The 17,464-nt window shown below is 43.4% G+C and carries 13 protein-coding genes and 1 rRNA gene; 7 read left to right on the top strand and 7 right to left on the bottom strand.

From position 1 onward, the window contains the following. Window positions 1–44: 44 nt before the first annotated feature. On the bottom strand, window positions 45–1,295 hold the full coding sequence (locus B5X60_RS15255) for an alkaline phosphatase family protein (protein ID WP_245803543.1): 1,251 nt from the start codon (window positions 1,293–1,295) through the stop codon (window positions 45–47). Beyond that, on the bottom strand, window positions 1,292–2,344 hold the full coding sequence (locus B5X60_RS15250) for an LLM class flavin-dependent oxidoreductase (RefSeq protein ID WP_245803542.1): 1,053 nt from the start codon (window positions 2,342–2,344) through the stop codon (window positions 1,292–1,294). The genes B5X60_RS15255 and B5X60_RS15250 overlap by 4 nt, the downstream gene beginning before the upstream one ends. Before the next feature lie 114 nt (window positions 2,345–2,458). Here B5X60_RS15250 and B5X60_RS15245 point away from each other — a divergent pair, with 114 nt between their 5' ends. From B5X60_RS15245 to B5X60_RS15235, 3 genes are all read left to right on the top strand, one after another. Continuing rightward, window positions 2,459–2,965, top strand: a complete 507-nt coding sequence (locus B5X60_RS15245; RefSeq protein ID WP_079703599.1) for a Crp/Fnr family transcriptional regulator — start codon at window positions 2,459–2,461, stop codon at window positions 2,963–2,965. 57 nt (window positions 2,966–3,022) lie between these two features. Then, window positions 3,023–3,577, top strand: coding sequence for a DinB family protein (locus B5X60_RS15240; RefSeq protein WP_079703598.1), 555 nt, complete (start codon window positions 3,023–3,025; stop codon window positions 3,575–3,577). Window positions 3,578–3,652: 75 nt separating this feature from the next. Then, window positions 3,653–4,108, top strand: a complete 456-nt coding sequence (locus tag B5X60_RS15235) for a DUF2147 domain-containing protein (RefSeq protein WP_079703597.1) — start codon at window positions 3,653–3,655, stop codon at window positions 4,106–4,108. Between the two features lie 25 nt (window positions 4,109–4,133). Here the strand turns inward: B5X60_RS15235 and B5X60_RS15230 are convergent, their stop codons facing one another. Continuing rightward, window positions 4,134–4,496, bottom strand: coding sequence for a hypothetical protein (locus B5X60_RS15230; protein ID WP_079703596.1), 363 nt, complete (start codon window positions 4,494–4,496; stop codon window positions 4,134–4,136). Between the two features lie 153 nt (window positions 4,497–4,649). Next, window positions 4,650–5,957 carry a hypothetical protein gene (locus B5X60_RS15225; protein ID WP_079703595.1) on the bottom strand — a complete coding sequence of 436 codons (1,308 nt, stop codon included), beginning with the start codon at window positions 5,955–5,957 and terminating at the stop codon, window positions 4,650–4,652. A gap of 235 nt (window positions 5,958–6,192) precedes the next feature. Here B5X60_RS15225 and B5X60_RS15220 point away from each other — a divergent pair, with 235 nt between their 5' ends. Continuing rightward, window positions 6,193–8,034 (top strand): outer membrane protein assembly factor BamB family protein, encoded by a 1,842-nt coding sequence (locus B5X60_RS15220; RefSeq protein WP_079703594.1) that lies wholly within the window; start codon window positions 6,193–6,195, stop codon window positions 8,032–8,034. Window positions 8,035–8,156: 122 nt separating this feature from the next. Continuing rightward, window positions 8,157–8,822: a DUF2652 domain-containing protein gene (locus B5X60_RS15215; protein ID WP_079703593.1), complete on the top strand. Its 666-nt coding sequence runs from the start codon at window positions 8,157–8,159 to the stop codon at window positions 8,820–8,822. Between the two features lie 193 nt (window positions 8,823–9,015). Here B5X60_RS15215 and B5X60_RS15210 read toward each other — a convergent pair whose 3' ends face one another. After that, window positions 9,016–10,194 (bottom strand): Pycsar system effector family protein, encoded by a 1,179-nt coding sequence (locus B5X60_RS15210; protein WP_079703592.1) that lies wholly within the window; start codon window positions 10,192–10,194, stop codon window positions 9,016–9,018. Window positions 10,195–10,317: 123 nt separating this feature from the next. Here B5X60_RS15210 and B5X60_RS15205 point away from each other — a divergent pair, with 123 nt between their 5' ends. Beyond that, the gene (locus B5X60_RS15205) at window positions 10,318–11,223 is read left to right on the top strand and encodes an SdiA-regulated domain-containing protein (RefSeq protein WP_079703591.1); all 906 of its coding nucleotides are present in this window, start codon (window positions 10,318–10,320) and stop codon (window positions 11,221–11,223) included. Then, window positions 11,213–14,983 (top strand): metallophosphoesterase, encoded by a 3,771-nt coding sequence (locus tag B5X60_RS15200; RefSeq protein ID WP_170878472.1) that lies wholly within the window; start codon window positions 11,213–11,215, stop codon window positions 14,981–14,983. The genes B5X60_RS15205 and B5X60_RS15200 overlap by 11 nt, the downstream gene beginning before the upstream one ends. 69 nt (window positions 14,984–15,052) lie before the next feature. Here B5X60_RS15200 and B5X60_RS15195 read toward each other — a convergent pair whose 3' ends face one another. Both B5X60_RS15195 and rrf read right to left on the bottom strand, forming a co-directional pair. Continuing rightward, a complete protein-coding gene (locus B5X60_RS15195; RefSeq protein ID WP_079703589.1) occupies window positions 15,053–16,690 on the bottom strand; it encodes a S8 family peptidase in 1,638 nt (545 codons plus the stop codon). A gap of 508 nt (window positions 16,691–17,198) precedes the next feature. After that, window positions 17,199–17,310, bottom strand: a 5S ribosomal RNA gene (gene rrf / locus B5X60_RS15185). Window positions 17,311–17,464 lie beyond the last annotated feature (154 nt).

Below are 17,464 nucleotides of genomic sequence, written 5' to 3'. Positions count from 1 at the left end.
CCAGCGGGCAAATAGTAAATGGAGTGTTCAGTCGTAAAATCTACTTAGTTCTTTGAGCCTGGACTGACTATCCAGCGGTTAAGGGTATTGTATTTGCCTTGCACAGAAATCTTGTAAAAATCCGAAGGAGCCTGATTTCCTACATCGATTACGTAATTACCATCTCCCACAGGCACTTTGCCGACAAGCCGATACGTATCGCCCGCACCGTTCATTTTGTAATTATTACTTGATGTAATCCAAATTTTCACTTTCCCGGTCTTTCGGACAGGCAGCCAGCTCAGGTTGATCTTATTGTCAGCACGAATAGCTTTAAGCTGGGTTAATGATAAATTCCCAATCAGGGGTGTTCCATCCAGTTCCCGCTCGTTCTGCAGCGATAGCTTCACATCCAGAAAGCGGGCAATGGTTGGCAGGACGTCCACAGCACTCACCTGATCGGCTTGTTTAGCCTGATGGTTGAGATCTTTTGCATTGGTGACCATCCATGCGGCCCTTTCACGATCTGATTGCCCGCCATGTCCGCGACCGCTTTGCGCATCCCGGCCATGGTCGGTGGTGACTATGATGAGCCAGTCTTCCCTGTATTTTTCCCTGCGTTCTTTAATGGCTGCCCAGATCTGGCCCACACGCCGGTCTGCAAGCTTTACGGCATCGGTGAACTGATCGCTGTCGCCATACAGATGACCCATATCGTCAGTGAACTCCAAATATACCCAGGACAAATCGGGCCCGGTCTCCCTGATTGAACGCGCAGCATCGTTAGTAACGGCCTGATCTATATCGGACATGTAGTTCCGGCCCTTATCGTGCGGGTATTTCACCGTATCCAGTTCAAGTCCGTCGAAGTGATAATCCAGTTTTATATTTCCTGTTTGAGGCAAGCCTTCACCAACAAGCTTGGTACGATTATCCAGCCAGCTCGAAAATATTGCGGTTTGTCTATCGGGATACTGATCTTCAAAAAGCCGGAAGATGCTTGGGTAATGATAGTTGGGCGCTTTGATGGCATTGTCTGGCACATTATGCTTGTTGAACCACACCCCAGTCAGCACATTATTATATCCAGGTGCCGAAATTGTCGGCGTTTGGTTATACTCCCCGCGCTCACCCCCCTGGTATGAACTGAGAAATCCTCCTTCCGCTGCAATGGCATCCAGGTTAGGTGTGGCAACTTTTTCGATGACATCCTTCGATACACCATCGATAATTATAAAAATTGCTTTCTTTCTCTGCGCCGAAGCTGCAGCCACCAGGAAAATGAATACAGTAATGAGGAGAACCTTCTTCATCATTTTTCAGCACCTGCTTTCACCAGCGGAATCACCTTCGTCCCGATCAGCTCAATCGAGCGCATTAGTTGTTGATGCGTTAATCCGGCATTATCCATCTGGAAGGTAAATCTTGATATGCCACCCAGCGACTCACTATGAGCCAGCAGCTTTTGAGCAACCTTTTCCGGTCCGCCAACCACCAGGACACCCTTCGGCCCCATGAGGGAATCGAAATGCGGACGGGTAACAGGAGGCCAGCCCCGCTCCCGGCCTAATCGTGTCCACAGCTCAGCATACCCTGGATAATATTCATCAACCGCCATAGAATCATCAGCCGCAACATATCCTGGAGAATGAAGGCCTACTTTTAATTGTTCGGGAGTAAATCCTGCCCGTGCCCCGGCATCCCGATATAGATCAACGAGCGGCCGAAAGCGTTCCGTTTCTCCGCCAATAATAGCGACCATAAGCGGCATGCCCAAAGTACCTGCGCGGGCAAAAGATTCTGGTGTTCCGCCAACACCTAGCCATATCGGCAGTTTTTCCTGAACGGGCCTCGGGTAAACCGGCAGATTATTCAGGGCTGGACGAAAGCGGCCCGACCAGGTGATAAACTCCTGATCCCTGATTTGCAGGAGCAGGTCCAGTTTTTCACGGAAGAGTGCATCATAGTCGTTCAGGTTGAATCCAAATAAGGGATAGGCTTCGATGGATGAGCCGCGGCCTACTACCATTTCTGCCCGGCCTTTTGCAATTAAGTCGAGTGTAGCAAAGCTTTGAAACACCCGCACCGGGTCGGCGGCACTTAATACTGTGACGGCACTGGTTAGCCGGATGCGGCTTGTTTGTGCAGCAGCTGCAGCAAGAATGACCGGTGTTGCCGAATCAAGAAATTCTTTTTTATGGTGCTCCCCGATGCCGAAAACATCCAGACCAACTTCGTCGGCCAGCTTAATCCGTTCAAGTAGTTGTTCCATTGCTTCCACGCTGGTGAGCGAATTGGAGCCATACATCGCTGAAGCAAAACTGTCGATACCAATTTCCATTGTATATTTAATATATACCTGCAAGTTAGGATTATCAGGAATTACTTTAGCAGCCCCAAGCTTTTTAGAACCGGAAATTCTTTAACTGGAAATGAATTGTTCGGTGGATTAGTACCTTTATGATCAGAAACACTGCCGATGAAAGCTATCATTGACCTTGCTGCCAAAACGATCGTTCTCGATAGAAACGAATATCTCAAAGTTAAAGGCAGCATCGACACCAATGTGTATTATGTGGAAAGCGGAAGTTTAAGAGCTTTTGTACTGGACGATTATGAGGAACAGGTAATCCGTTTTGGATACCAGGGAAATTTAATTGTTGCCTTGGATTCGTTTCTAACAGGGCGCCCATCCGATCTTTTTATCCAGGCGATTAAAAAGACTGAGCTTAAGGTAATCACCAAACAGCAGATGGATGCGTTCCTGGCCAGTGAAACTAATAAGCTGCTCTGGATACAAATTCTGGAGCAGCTCGTGCTTCAACAGATGGAGCGTGAGGTAGACATCCTGACGAGCTCCCCAAAAGAGAGATACAACCGTGTTTTGAAAAGAAGTCCGCAGCTGTTCCAGGAAATACCTAATCGCCACATTGCCAATTACCTGCGGATGAGCCCGGAAACCCTGTCACGTTTAAAAAAGTCTTGACTTCAATCAATATTTAAATTGTAGCCTTTTAGAATCTTGCATAAAATTTAAGACAATATGCAATCCGAAGATCTAATACAATCTCTGCTTGATCAAACCCGGCTAATGATAAACCGGGCTGAGAAATTTAAAAGTTATGAGCTGCAGGCTTTAAGCTGGAAAGACCACGCGACATCCTGGAGTATGCTCGAGTGTCTGGAACACCTGAATCTGTACGGCGACTACTACCTGCCGGAAATTAAACGACGAATCAGCGAATCTAAAAGCACATCTGATTTGGAATTCAACAGCGGCTTTTTAGGCGGCTATCTTGCCAAAAGCATGCTTCCAAAGGAGAAGCTGAATAAGATGAAAACCTTTAAGGACAAGAATCCTTTGAACTCAAGTCTGGATAAGTCCGCTATCGATAGGTTCATTGATCAGCAGCAGGAACTGATCAATTTACTGAATGCCTCCAGGGCGGTAAGCTTGAATAAAGTAAGGATCGTTACGTCGATTTCCAGCTTGATCAGAATGAAGCTGGGCGACACATTCCAGTTTCTGATAAACCATAATCTCCGGCATCTGGAGCAGGCGGAACGCGCTCATGCAGCGTACACCAGGTTAGCCTGAGTAATTAAAGTGTAATTTTGTTGCCTTGCGGGAGTATCTTATAACATATCCTGTGCTATTCACTACTTTTATAGTATGATGTCAAAGCGAATTCTTTTCTTGCTATTTGCCGTAGCAATTTGGGTAATGCCCGTATTAGCAAATCCTGGTGCAGATGCTATACTTGGTCAGTGGATGTCGACCCGTCGGAATGTTAAAGTGCAGGTGTACAAAGAGGGTAATGAATTTAAAGGCAGGGTGCTGTGGTTCAAAGATAATGATGATCCAAGTAAGCCGATGGCTACACGCCTGGACGAAAACAATCCTGACCCGAAGCTGCGTAAACGCAAGGTATTAGGAATGCAGGTTCTGTCGCGGCTGGAATATAACGCCAAAAATGGCCGCTGGGAGAATGGCAAGATCTATGACGCAAAAACCGGCAGAACATGGAGTTCCGTGGCTTATCTGGATGATGATGGGGTGTTAAACGTGAAGGGTTACTGGCAATTTGAATTTATCGGCAAAACGATGAGGTTCAAAAAGGTCAGTTAAAAGTACTGACCTAAATATCCTCTTATTAGTTCATCGTTTCGACCAGCTGCCCAGCACCGCGCGGACCCGGATATTCGCCATTGGAAAGCACCCGCATATCCTCAATATATTCGCTGTATTCACTTTGTACACACTTCAGGCTGCTTAGCACATCCTCAACACCTTTCCTGGCTTCAGGATTTTCTAAGTGCTCAAGTGCAGAATTAAGCTTGTCTATATTAGCCGATAACTGTCCGTCTTCAAGGAAACAGTGTTTAATGTAATCCAGCAGGTACAGATCTACGGTAAAACGCAGTCCCGGCTGCTTGGCCAAATCTATAATCGCCCTGATCTCATCGGTGGTTAAATGCTTATTTTCACCGACCTCTTTTTTCGTTTCTTCAGCCATAATTTTGTAGTGTTGTCTTTATTTAACGAACAAATTTTGAATTTGTTCTGCGGTCTGCTGAGATGCTAACTAATATTATGCCATTCTTGAAAAAGAAATAATGAATCGCGGAGGAATTATTCTACCTCCACGACTCACCTGGTTTTTTTTAGGCTATTTGAGCCTTGACTGGAATTCCGAGATAACGTCCTTGTATGTGTTCAGGATTCTGTCCCATGGAAGATACGATTCATCCTCCTTCACACTGGTCTTGGCCTCACCACTATACTCACTCACCAGTTTAATAGAATATTTCAAAGGCATTATATCAGCCTGTTTTACTATAATCCGCGTTCTGATTGTGTTGTTAAGGAAATTTTTCAGGTTCCAGCTTGTGCGGATATATCCGGTTTCTTTGTCGGCCAGCTCAATATTGTCAAAATAATTCATGGTGATCTGGCTCAGAACTTTCCATGCATCTGCTTCAGGCTTGCTGGTTTCTATCGTAAAGTTGATGTTTGCCTGGTCGCTTTGAACAGAACTGATGAAGGCTTCATCCTGTGGCAGGATCAGGTGCTCTGCTATAGGAGGGGGCTGCACACCATCTTCATTACAATAGCTCTTTTTGGAAATTACAAATCCCGCTTTCTCAACAATCACTTCCACACATTGATTAAATGGCACGCGCACCTTGTATTCTCCTTTGCCCATTACACGTCCATCAACCTTGATACTGGCATCCTCGGGAGTTGTGCGCAGGGCGACCTGCCTGTCCTTAAGGGAAATGCTTTCCGTTATTGGAGGCCCAGGCTGTCCTTCTTTTGCACAGTACTGCTTTTCTACCGTGACGTAACCATCCTTTACATACTCTATGGTTACACAAGCATCCATTGGGATTACAATTTCTGTGTTTCCTTCGCTGACTTTTTTCCCGTTAATAACCACCTGCACATCTGCCGGGACAGTTTTAACGAACATTGAACGGTCAGTAAGCGCAATCGATTCATTAATCGGAGGAATATCCATCCCCTGACGATTATGATACGTTTTAGCTTTTGTAAAATAACCAGCCTTCTTAACTTCGACAGTAATGGATGCGTCTTTTTTGACCTCAACCCATCCTGAATTCGTTGACTGGTCGACACCATTAATAAAAATCCTGGCATCATGCGGCTGAGCATTTACCCGCACAAGCCGGTCTTCAAGCACCAGCCGGTCTTCTTTCGGCAAGGTAACCGATTTGGAATTTACATAGGTTCGAACTAGCGGCTTATAGCCATCGAGACGAACGACAATTTTAATAGGTTCATCTTTATCGATCTTTAGCACAGCAGTTCCGGTTCCTAAAGCCACCTCAGAGTTATTGGCAAGAACACGGTAAATAGTTGCCTGATTTGGGCTGCAAAAAATCGTAATGGTTTTATCCGCCCACGCATCACTAAAAAACAATAAAAATCCTAACACCAGTAGCAGATTTCTCATACGCAATGAATTAAAGTTTAAAAAAATTATTTGATTAGCTATCGAAATTTCGACTAGTAAATATAATAATATATCGAATATTCAATAGGCAGAAATCATTATTCTAAGTGCCTCAATTGATTTTTTTAGATGATGTGAAGATGTATTCAAAAGGAAAGATTATGTTAATTGAATTAAGGACGAACCAATATAATATCCTTAGTTTCGTTTCGAGTTTAAGAAAAAATATAAACTGATGAAACGACTAATCTTACTGGCACTTTTCACCTGCTATTTCACTGTTACAAACGCCCAGCAGCCTTTCAGATTTGCCTTTTTGAGTGACACGCATATCTCAACTGATCCAGGGGTGCCGGCCGACGATCTAAGACGCACAATTGCTGACTTGAATTCACAGACTGATCTGGATTTCGTAGTGATCACAGGAGACATTACTGAAATGGGAACTGCTGAAGAAATCAAACTGGCGAAGAGCATATTTAACGACCTCAAAATTCCTTATCATATAGTGCCCGGCAACCACGACAGCGGCTGGTCGGAATCAGGAGGTGTGGATTTTATCCGGGAGTTTGGCTATGATAAATTTGTATTTGATCATAAGGGCTATCGTTTTATCGGCTGCGCGTCCGGTCCTTATGTGCGGATGTCTGATGGTCATATCCCACGTGATGCTGTCGTTTGGCTGGATTCCGTATTGGCAAAAACACCTAAGGAGCAGCCCCTGGTATTTTTGAATCATTACCCGCTGACCAATGAGCTCGACAATTGGTATGAGATCACTGATCGGTTGAAGAAATACAATACTCAGTTCGTTCTTGCTGGTCATCACCATAATAATAAGGCGGCAGATTTTGAAGGTTTACCGGCAACTCATGGCCGTTCTAATCTTCGAGCAAAGGCCGAAACCGGTGCCTATAACCTGGTTACCGTGCGCACGGATTCAGTACTTTTCGCTGAGCGTAACCCTTTAACAAAAGCTATACGTCCGTGGAGGAAGATTGCGCTGGGAAAAAGATCCTTTGTACAGGGAAATTATCCGCGGCCCTCTTTTGAAATCAATGAAAAGTATCGTAATGTAAAAGCCGAATGGGTTTATCATTCAAGCGCCAATGTGGTTTCAACGCCAGCATATGCCCATGGCCTGGTAATATTTGGTAATAGTCTCGGCAAGATCGAGGCTGTGTCGGTTAAAAGCGGCAAGCCTGTGTGGTCATATCAAACAGGCGGAGGGATCTATTCGTCTGCAGCGGTAGATGGCAAAACCCTGGTCATTGGATCCGGGGATGGCAGCATTTATTCTTTAAATGTTAAGAACGGTAAGCTGAACTGGGCCTTGAAAACCGGCGCATCGGTCCTGGGCGCTGTAACCATTGAAAATCATATTGCCTATGTGGGCGGCAGTGATCGCCACTTCAGGGCGATTGACGTCAGAACGGGCAAGGAGATCTGGAGTTTCGGAGGGCTGACAGGTTCAGTAGTGAGCAAACCGCTGATTTACGAGGGCAAAGTGATATTTGGATCCTGGGATACACATTTATATTCGTTAGATAAAGCCACCGGTTCACTTTTATGGAAATGGAATAATGGCAGTGCGGTGAGGCATTTATCACCGGCCATGTGCAACCCGGTAGCTTACGATGGTGTAGTATATGTAGTTGCACCCGACAAATTCCTGTCGGCAATAGATGCAGCAACAGGCAAAACCCTGTGGCGAAATAATGAAGCAACAATCCGGGAGTCAATTGGCATCTCCGCTGATAACAAACTGATTTACGGTAAAACCATGAACGACGAGATTGTAGCGTTTAAAACGAATAAGACAAAAGGCGAACTGGCCTGGCGATTGAATTGTGGATTTGGGTATGAGCATGTACCATCTATGCTTATTGAAAATAATGGGAGTATATATTTCGGAACTAAAAGCGGCGTCACTTATTCAATCGACCCGTCGCTTCAGAAAATCAATTGGGCCTATAAGCTGGACAATTCCATGATCAACACGGTGAATGTGATCGGGAAGAATCGGGTTATTGTTGCCTCCATGGATGGAAAAGTGTCCGTTTTGAGATCTTTCTAAAAGATTTAAAGTTAAATCTGTAAATTAATACGACTATTGTTAAAAGTGGTACGCTTATCGCCATATTGATTATCAAAAGGTGGTATATTAGTTGTACAATTTAGCCGAGGTAAATACCTGATATGGAAAACAAAGACGAACTTGAATCAGCATTCTTTTGTGTGCCCGATATAACAGGTTTTACAAAATTTATAGCGACTACAGATATTCAATTCTCAAGGGAAGTGATCCCGGCATTGCTGCGAAAACTCATTGATTGCAATGTGCTCAAGATGAAGATCGGGGAAATTGAAGGTGACGCGATTTTCTTTTATAAGACCGGAAGGTTACCTGCTGTGAGCCGGGTGGCTGCTCAATGTACTGCCCTTTACAAAACCTTCTCTGACTTTATAGCCTCAATTAAGAATAATGACCCTGAAAATTATGAGAAGTATCTTGCCGACAGTCAGCTGGGGCTAAAAATCATCATACACTACGGAGATATCAGCATTGCAAATATTAAAGGAAGGATCAAACTGTTAGGTCAGGATGTGATCATCGCACATAAATTGCTGAAGAACAAAATTCCGGACTTCAACTATATCCTATTAACGGATAAATATCTGTCCAAAATAAAGGACAGAGACAATTTGCAACGCTGGTTCCACTGGGAGGAGTTAAGAACCGGATGCGAAAGCTATGAATTTCTCGGTGACGTGGGCTACCGCTATATCACCCTGGATGAAATGGACTTCCTACTTGATACCGAAGTTTCTGCTATGTTTAAACCTAGTAAGAAAACAGCATAATCACCACCAATCCTACGGAACAGAATACCATACCGAACATAAAGATGAGGTAACTTCCAGCGATGGTTTCATTGGAAGAAACTTCGCACAGGCTGAGAAAGCTACGAATACCCGGGAGATGTTGGCTACCGGTACATTGCGCTTCATTAAATGGACTTCCTCCCTGACACGGAAGTTGCTGCTATTATTAAACCTAATAAGAAAACAGCATAATTATCACAAAACCTACCGCACAAATCACCATCCCGAACATAAAGATATTATAAGACCAGCTTAAAAAGTTATACTTCCTGATCAGCACGCTGCCCAGATAGTAGATATCAATCGACATACTTTCATAAAGTTCGTCTTTCTGCTGTTTAAGCTCTTTTATCTTATCCACAAATTCACGCAGTTGCAATTGCGCAAAATTTCCGAAGAAAAGTATACTGCTATCTTTTTTACTTAGCTCGTACTTTTCTTTTGTAGTTACGTTAGGACGCGCAGAAAGGATTGCAAATACTACTGCCAGTAAACTTGTTAGTAGCAAAAACGCCATTGGAAACACAAATCGGACACTGGCGAATTCGCTTTGGCTGGAGAATGTGAAGCCCGTACCAAATAAGGTAATAACAATTGATATGATGATAGTATTAATACTGATCATCATATTTGCTTTGTTATCAGCGATAGAAGTCAGGCTGATATGGTAATCATAAACCGAACGGTATAGGGTTTCAATTCCCCGGCCATCCTTTACAGGCTTAGCTTTTGACTTATCCTTATCTGATTCTTTGGTGAACTTATCTATTTTAGCGCGTTGCTTCAGAATATTCATTTCCTTTTGCTCGTTGTAATTCAAGACGGCCTCTTCGGTTTTAAACTGAGTGTCCAGTAAAAACTGAAGCTGAATCTGAGCCCATTCTTCTTCGGTATACGTTTTCTGGAGAATACGCTCCCATTCTATCCGTAATAAGTCGGCGCGATGATCAAAGCTTTTGTTGCCCAGATTTATATAGTCGGCATCGTGCAGAATTTCCTGCAGGGAGCCGTCGGGCACTGTCCTGTATTTAGTAGAAAGGATCAGGGATTCAATTTCACTGATATCCTCATCAGAGTAATTTCCCGTCAGGTACTCCTTCATAAATTTCACGCTTTCTTCTTCGTGATTTTCATAGGTAGTAATGTATCCTGTATCGTGAAATATTGCTGCTAGCATCAAAACTTCATAATCACGGCTGGTTAAATTGTATGATTTAGAAAGCTTTTTACATGCCTTGGCTGTTTCAGCAGTGTGATTATAGTTGTGATACACATAATCTCCCGGCAATTTATCCTTGAATAAATTGAAAACATATTCGGCAGCATCTTTAACAATGGTATTACTCTTCATATATAAATTATGTTAATTCTTATGCTTAATAGTAAAAACTATGCCATCATGCGTTAATAATATTATTTATTTCCCGGCTTTGGTATGATTATGGCAAATCATTCAGAATGAATTTAATAAAATATGATAAGAAACGCTACTCTGCTGATTATTATAGCGCTGGCATCGTGCAATAACCCTATTGTTGCAGAAAAAGCCGCAAATGATGATCCTACTTCTAAAGTTATTTTTCCTACTAAAAACTCGGTGCACGAGCTTCCTCCTGAATTAAGCGAGATTTCAGGCATCACTTTTTTGAGCGATACTGTATTGGTTGCCATACAGGATGAAGAAGGAATTTTATACTATTATAATCTCCCGCAAAATAAAATCATAAAAAAACAGACGTTTGCCGGTGCCGGGGATTATGAAGACCTGGCTCGCGTGGGTAAAGACATGTATGTCATTACCAGTGAAGGAAAACTGACACAAATCAAGAATTTTGAATCCACCAACCCCGTGGTAAATACGGTTGCAACCCCCTTTACCAAGAAGAATGATATCGAAGGAATGGCATACGATTCCAAAAATCATCGCCTGCTCATCGCACCAAAAGAACATGGGCTGGACGAGAATAAAACAACTAAGCAGATTTATGGTTTTGATTTGAAAACCATGAAATTTAATCCCGAACCCGCATTTTCGATCAGGCTGGACGACATCTCTGCCCAATTTGAGGGGGATGCTTTGGAGGAAAGTTCCAAAAAATTCCTCAAGGCTATCGGCAACCAAAACATGAATAAAGTATTTCGCTCTTCAGCGATTACTCTTAATGAGAAAACCGGGGAGATATACGTCCTTTCATCGCTCAATGGCTTGATCATAATTTTAACGCCACAAGGAGTGATGAACCAGATTATTCAGTTCTCCGGGGTCGAATACAAACAGCCGGAGGGAATTGCCTTTGCTCCGAATGGCAAACTTTATATTTCTAACGAAGGAAGCAAGTCAGGAATCGGGAACATTATTGAAATTACACATGAGCACTAAATTTAACAGATCTGCCCTTTTTTTAATTGCTGTAAGCGTTTTAGCAATTCAGGCTTGTACTACTTATAAGCCTTTTTACGATAAAACCCAGGCGAACTGGGAAAAGGCTAACAGCCCTGATACCTTAAAACTAAAGTATTCAGTCTGGCTTTTTGGTGATGGCGGTGTTCCGGATGAAGACCGGCAAGAACCTGTTCTCAAGCTTTTACAGTCGCAGGTATTTCATCATGACACTTCGAGGGTTAACGCAAAGCCGGATACGGGTGTGGTTAATAATTCACATGCAGAAGATGTTGTTATTTTCCTGGGAGACAATATTTACGAAACTGGTTTGCCTGAGCCGGATGCCTCCGACCGCAAGGAAAAGGAGCGCCGCATTAATGAACAAATGAATGTCGTTAAGAACTTCAAAGGGAAAAAGATCTTTGTTCCGGGTAATCACGACTGGAATGAGAGTCGGCCAGGTGGACTGGAGGCAATAAACCGTCAGGAACAATACATTGAGGCATATCTGAATTCCGGGGATGTTTTTATGCCCAGCAATGGCTGCGGAGGCCCCGTGGAAGTGCAGATGAATAATGACCTGGTGATCATCGCTATTGATTCGGAATGGTGGTTACAAAAGCATGAAAAATCACTGGCACCGGAAAACGGATGTACGGTGTCGACACGTCTTGAAATGATCCAGCAAGTTCAGGATATCGTTTTAAGGAACAAAGGCAAACATATTATTATCGCTCAGCATCACCCATTATTCAGTAATGGCAGGCATGGCGGCTACTATACCCTTAAAGATTATCTTTTCCCATTAACCCTGGTACGGGATAACTATTATATTCCGCTTCCTATAATCGGTGCAATTTATCCCCTGATGAGACAATATGGTATTTCGCGTCAGGATCTTTCAAATAAGGATTATCAGCAATTGAAAAGAGGTTTGCTTTCTATTCTTGAAGACGAAAAGAACGTAGTTATCGCAGCAGGGCATGAGCACGCGCTGCAGTTCAATAAATACAACGACATCAACCATATCATCAGCGGCGCAGGTGCTAAAACGTCCACGATGATCAAAGGTAATGGTGCCCTGTTCTCTTACGGCGGTGGTTCACAGGGTTTTGCCCGCCTGAATTATTATGACAATGGGCAGGCATGGCTTGAATTCTGGGAGCCGGTAGACGATGGCTCCACCGGAAAAATTGTTTACAGGACACCTTTATATGCTATTCCGGCTAAGGCCGATGCCAAGACCGCTGAAGAAAAAAGCATTAGCTACGTAGACAGCACGAAAGTGATCGTCGCCGGCGATACCTTTGGAGCTGGTCCGTTCAAGCGAAAACTGTTTGGTGAGCACTACCGCGACACCTGGGCGATACCGATTACTGTTAAATACCTTGATCTGAATAATTTTGGCGGTGGCCTCACCCCTATCAAAATGGGCGGTGGTAAACAAACGACCAGCCTCCAGCTTCAAGGAAAAGATAAAAACATCTACCAGTTCCGGACGATCGCTAAAAATCCAACAGCGCTTCTTCCAGAGGGTTTCCTTAAGACATTTGCAGAAGATTTTATCCAGGATCAGATATCCTCGGCGCATCCCTATGGCGCGCTGATCGTTCCTGACATGGCAAAAGCAATTGGTATCTATCATACGAACCCGGAACTGGTTTATATGCCATATTCGACATTGCTTGGTCCGTATATACAACAGGTGGGTGGTAAATTTGGTCTTATTGAAGCCCGCCCAGACGAGGACGTTTCGGATTTCAGCGAATTTGGTAACGCCAACAACGCGGTCAGCACCCCTAAAATGTATGAAGAACTACGGGATGATAATGACAATGAAGTAGATCAGGAAATGTTCCTTAAATCCCGTTTGTTTGATATTTTCATTGGTGACTGGGACAGGCATGAGGATCAGTGGCGATGGGGAGAATTTAAGAAAGAAGGGGGTGTTATTTTCAGGCCGATACCAAGAGACAGAGATCAGGCATTTACAAAATTCGACGGACTAATACCTAAACTGGTAAGCAAGGTATTGCCGGATATTCAATCGTTCCTGCCACAAATAGGAGACCCGGCAGATCTATCTATCGCCGCGCGTAATCTCGACAGAAACCTGCTAAATGAATTGACACGGGAAGACTGGCGCCGGATTGCTACGCAGGTGCAGAGTGATCTTACTGATGAGGTAATTGAACTGTCTGTGAAGAAAATGCCAGCAGAAGTTTATCATGCATCCGGACAGGAGATCATCGACAAATTAAAATCAAGACGCGGACAGTTGGTTTCTGTTGCGGATCAATATTTCGAGGTGCTGGCAAAAGAAGTGACTGTTGCCGGATCTGATAAAAAAGAGTTTGTTCGGATCGAACGTTTTGAAAACACCACTCGACTTACCATGCATAAGATCGACTCTAACGAGAACGTCACTCGTCCGCTTTACAACCGGACTTTCCTAAACTCGGAAACCAAAGAACTCAACATCTATGCTTTAAATGGACGCGACAGTATTCTGATTGACGGGTCAAGTTCAAGCCCGATAAAAGTACGGGTTGTAGGTGGCGACGGTAATGATAATTTCACGGACTTAGGTAAAGGGAGATCATTCTATTACGATCTTGAGACTGAGAAAAACGTGATCAACCGTGGGGAGAATACTGCCCTGAGAATGTCTGCCGAAGGCTATGTTAACGATTACAATGTGAATTCATTTGTGTATGACAAGGGCGGGATAAGACCATCACTTGACTATAATGCCGACGATGGCCTATTCATCGGCGGTGGTTTTGGTAAAACACATTATGGATTCAGAAAATCTCCGGCAAGTTCAATCCAAAGTCTTTTGGGTAATTATGCCCCTCACACAGGTGCATATACTATCGGGTACAAAGGAGACTTCTATTCAGTATTCAAACGCAACTGGGATTTGATCATTCGAGCAACATACAATGGCCCGAAATACACATTTAACTACTACGGTGAAGGAAATTCAACAGAAAATGTCGGAGATAACATTACTTACTTTAGGGTAAGGACTAAAAACTTCAGTACTGCAGCATATCTGCAACACCGGTTTACTAAGGTCTTCAGTGTTGGTATCGGGCCTGGATTTGAGTACTTCCGGGTAGAGAAGCCAGCACTGCGATTCGTGGCCTCACCAAGTTTTCCTGAGAAGGATGATATCGCGTCAGCGTCGCGTTATGGAACCATACGTTCTTTTGCCAATATCGATTTTGTGGATGATCCATTGTTCCCTGGATCGGGAGTCAGGTGGAACAGCCAGATCAATTACTTCAATGAATTTCAGGGCAATAAACATCGTTATGCACAACTAAAGAGTGATATTTCCTTCTATGCCACACCGAATTTCAGCTTCCCGGTTACGGCGGCCATTAGGTTTGGCGCAGCAACAAATTTAGGCGACTATAAGTTCTTCCAGGCAAACTCACTGGGTAGTAATACAAACCTACGGGGCTTCCGAAACAATCGTTTCTCAGGCCGGTCGTACCTGTATCAAAACACCGAAGTCAGGTTTAAGGTAACGCACTTCAGGAACTACATTTTCACAGGCGATTTTGGATTATTTGGATTTTATGATGCTGGCCGTGTTTATTCAGATCTACCAGAAGAGAGCACCTGGCATTCGGGATACGGACCGGGTGTATGGCTGAATCTGTACAATAAGTTATTAGTCTCGAGCGGTTATGGGTTCTCTAAAGAAGGGCGATATCTTACTCTGAAGACAGGAATGTCTTTTTAATAGAATAGCTCAACAACAAAAAAGGGTGCACTTGACGGTGCACCCTTTTTTGTTCTAAGCTTTAAGCTCTTACTTAGATTTCACGGAAGCTGTAGAGTTTGTTTTCTCAGCAAGAAGCAGTGCATTATATGCATTAACTACTCCTCCAGACACAGATATCTGACTAACCGGAACTTTATTAGAACTTCCTTCCTCTCTGATCTTGACTTTTTGCTCCACTTTTGTAACAGAATTCATAATGATTTCCTTAACCTGGACAGCTGTAAATTGAGGATAGTAAGAACGAATTAAGGCAGCCAGGCCAGCGACTACAGGTGACGCCATACTTGTACCATCATTTTCTTTGTACTTAGAATCGGGCATGGTAGAATTGATCTTTACGCCCGGAGCAAACACATCAACAGATTTACCGCCGTAGTTCGAAAAAGAGGCTACAAGATCCTCATCGTTCTTCCAGCCCGATGCGCCAACTTCAATCCATCCTTCAGCAGTACCCATAGTAACCCCTGTGCTATCAGCGAATAAACGATTCGGCACATTATCTTCTTTTTCGGTATTCTTTCCATCATTCCCAGCTGCATGAACTAATAGTACATCTTTCGAAACTGCATATTTTACAGCTTCGTCCACGACTTTCTTATCCCATGAATACGCTTTACCGAAGCTCATGTTGATGATCTTTGCACCATTATCAACCGCATACCTTATAGAATTTGCAACATCCTTATCACGCTCATCTCCATCAGGCACGGTTCTGAGTGCCATGATCTTGACATTATCTGCGACACCTTTAATACCCAGGCTATTACTCCGAACGGCGGCAATAATTCCTGCCACGTGCGTACCGTGTTCAGCATCTGGTCCGGTTATATCATTATTTCCATAAATACGCTCATTACTGTTAGCATAATTATCGCCAACGGAATCTTTCCTCGGATCAAACTCCAGGTTTAAGTGATATTTAACCTGAGTGTCGTAATGCTTCAATCCATCCTCAAGCTCTTGTCTGAATTCCTGGTAAGAGGTTTTCTTAATTTCAGGTTTGAGGAACTTGATTACCTGTGGTTCTATATCCCCTTCAGGCTTATAGGCATTGAAATCGTCAATAGTAGGCTCGGTCTTACCCATCTTAACAAGGATCCCGTCGAGATACTTTAAGATCATCGTGGTATTTTGAAGTCCCATCTGAGCTTGCTGAAGTTTCTCCATGTAGTCCGTAACCAGTTTTTTGTAAAGCTGAAACTCTTTCCTTTCGGCTTCAGTGAATGGCGTGGAGTTAAGTGCAGCTGCATATTTTGGCTGCAGTTTGTTAATCAGTCGAACAACTTCCATATTATCATGGTGAACATTCGTTCCTTTTGCAGAACCGATAAAGTTCCAGCCATGAACATCGTCGATGTAGCCGTTCTTATCGTCATCAATCCCATTCCCGGCAATCTCCTTTGGATTTACCCACATTACCTGTTTAAGGTCTTCATGATTTTCATCAATTCCACCGTCAATTACAGCAACGACCACTGTTTTGGAAGTTTTGCCTTTCAGCAGTTCGCTGTATGCTCGTTCTGTACTAATCCCGAAAGTTCCGTCGGCTTTCAGGTCAAGATTAAACCAGTTCTCTTTTGGCTTTTCATCACTGCTCTGAGCAGAAGACGTTAAAGGCAGTGCGAACACTGCTGCAGTGTATAATAGTTTTTTAATAAAATTCATTTTTTGATTAGTTTTTATACAAAGTATGTTCAAGATAACGAATTATTTGACCCAACGAGTATGCGAAAAATATTCAATCCTAAATATTACAGATATATACGAATATGGAAGATTTCCGGTTCTGTACCAAATACAAAGAGATAGCGTATTTGACATTGAAATGGTATTAAAAGCAAAGAGCAATGATAGGGGTGTTTATGGTGATTGGTTGATTATTTGGATAGTGAAAGGAATGGAGTATTATGCAGGAAGGAACAGCCCTGAGCTTTCTTTAACACTAAACAGAAATTCAGCTGTTAATCCAAGCGGCATCACTCTCAATTTTCCTTGCTTTTTACTGTCAGGAGGAAGCAGGCTGGTTCTTTTCTTTAATATCCTATCTTGAAAAAAGCTCCAATTAACTACCATCCCATCCTCCTGGGTCGGACAGCACCCTTGGCTCTAGCTGAGCGAAAGCACGGTCCACAAAAAAAGCCCAGTACAATGAAGTACTGAGCTTTCGTTTAAAATTGGGCACCGACCTACTCTCCCACCTGTTACGGCAGTACCATTGGCTCTGGCGGGCTTAACTTCTCTGTTCGGAATGGGAAGAGGTGGACACCGCCGATATAGGCACCTGAAGGTTTTGGAAGTTGTACGTGATACGTTGTACGTTCTTGCGAGCGTACCCTATCCGTTTTCCAACGTATAACGTAAAACGTATTACGTTTAACTTCACTAATATCTTAACATACAGGAAAAAGTACTTGAGAAAGAAAACAACAATATATTCTT

The organism is Daejeonella lutea (assembly GCF_900168015.1).
GTDB classification, from domain to species: Bacteria; Bacteroidota; Bacteroidia; order Sphingobacteriales; family Sphingobacteriaceae; genus Daejeonella; species Daejeonella lutea.
This window is presented reverse-complemented; position numbering and strand designations above follow the sequence as displayed.

Excerpts from the sequence above, each read along its gene's own strand:
- B5X60_RS15245 (WP_079703599.1), top strand. The coding sequence starts at position 2,459 with ATGAAAGCTATCATTGACCTTGCTGCCAAAACGATCGTTCTCGATAGA.
- B5X60_RS15235 (WP_079703597.1), top strand. The coding sequence starts at position 3,653 with ATGATGTCAAAGCGAATTCTTTTCTTGCTATTTGCCGTAGCAATTTGG.
- B5X60_RS15230 (WP_079703596.1), bottom strand. The coding sequence starts at position 4,496 with ATGGCTGAAGAAACGAAAAAAGAGGTCGGTGAAAATAAGCATTTAACC.
- B5X60_RS15210 (WP_079703592.1), bottom strand. The coding sequence starts at position 10,194 with ATGAAGAGTAATACCATTGTTAAAGATGCTGCCGAATATGTTTTCAAT.
- B5X60_RS15205 (WP_079703591.1), top strand. The coding sequence starts at position 10,318 with ATGATAAGAAACGCTACTCTGCTGATTATTATAGCGCTGGCATCGTGC.
- B5X60_RS15225 (WP_079703595.1), bottom strand. The coding sequence starts at position 5,957 with ATGAGAAATCTGCTACTGGTGTTAGGATTTTTATTGTTTTTTAGTGAT.
- B5X60_RS15220 (WP_079703594.1), top strand. The coding sequence starts at position 6,193 with ATGAAACGACTAATCTTACTGGCACTTTTCACCTGCTATTTCACTGTT.
- B5X60_RS15255 (WP_245803543.1), bottom strand. The coding sequence starts at position 1,295 with ATGATGAAGAAGGTTCTCCTCATTACTGTATTCATTTTCCTGGTGGCT.
- B5X60_RS15240 (WP_079703598.1), top strand. The coding sequence starts at position 3,023 with ATGCAATCCGAAGATCTAATACAATCTCTGCTTGATCAAACCCGGCTA.
- B5X60_RS15195 (WP_079703589.1), bottom strand. The coding sequence starts at position 16,690 with ATGAATTTTATTAAAAAACTATTATACACTGCAGCAGTGTTCGCACTG.
- B5X60_RS15200 (WP_170878472.1), top strand. The coding sequence starts at position 11,213 with ATGAGCACTAAATTTAACAGATCTGCCCTTTTTTTAATTGCTGTAAGC.
- B5X60_RS15215 (WP_079703593.1), top strand. The coding sequence starts at position 8,157 with ATGGAAAACAAAGACGAACTTGAATCAGCATTCTTTTGTGTGCCCGAT.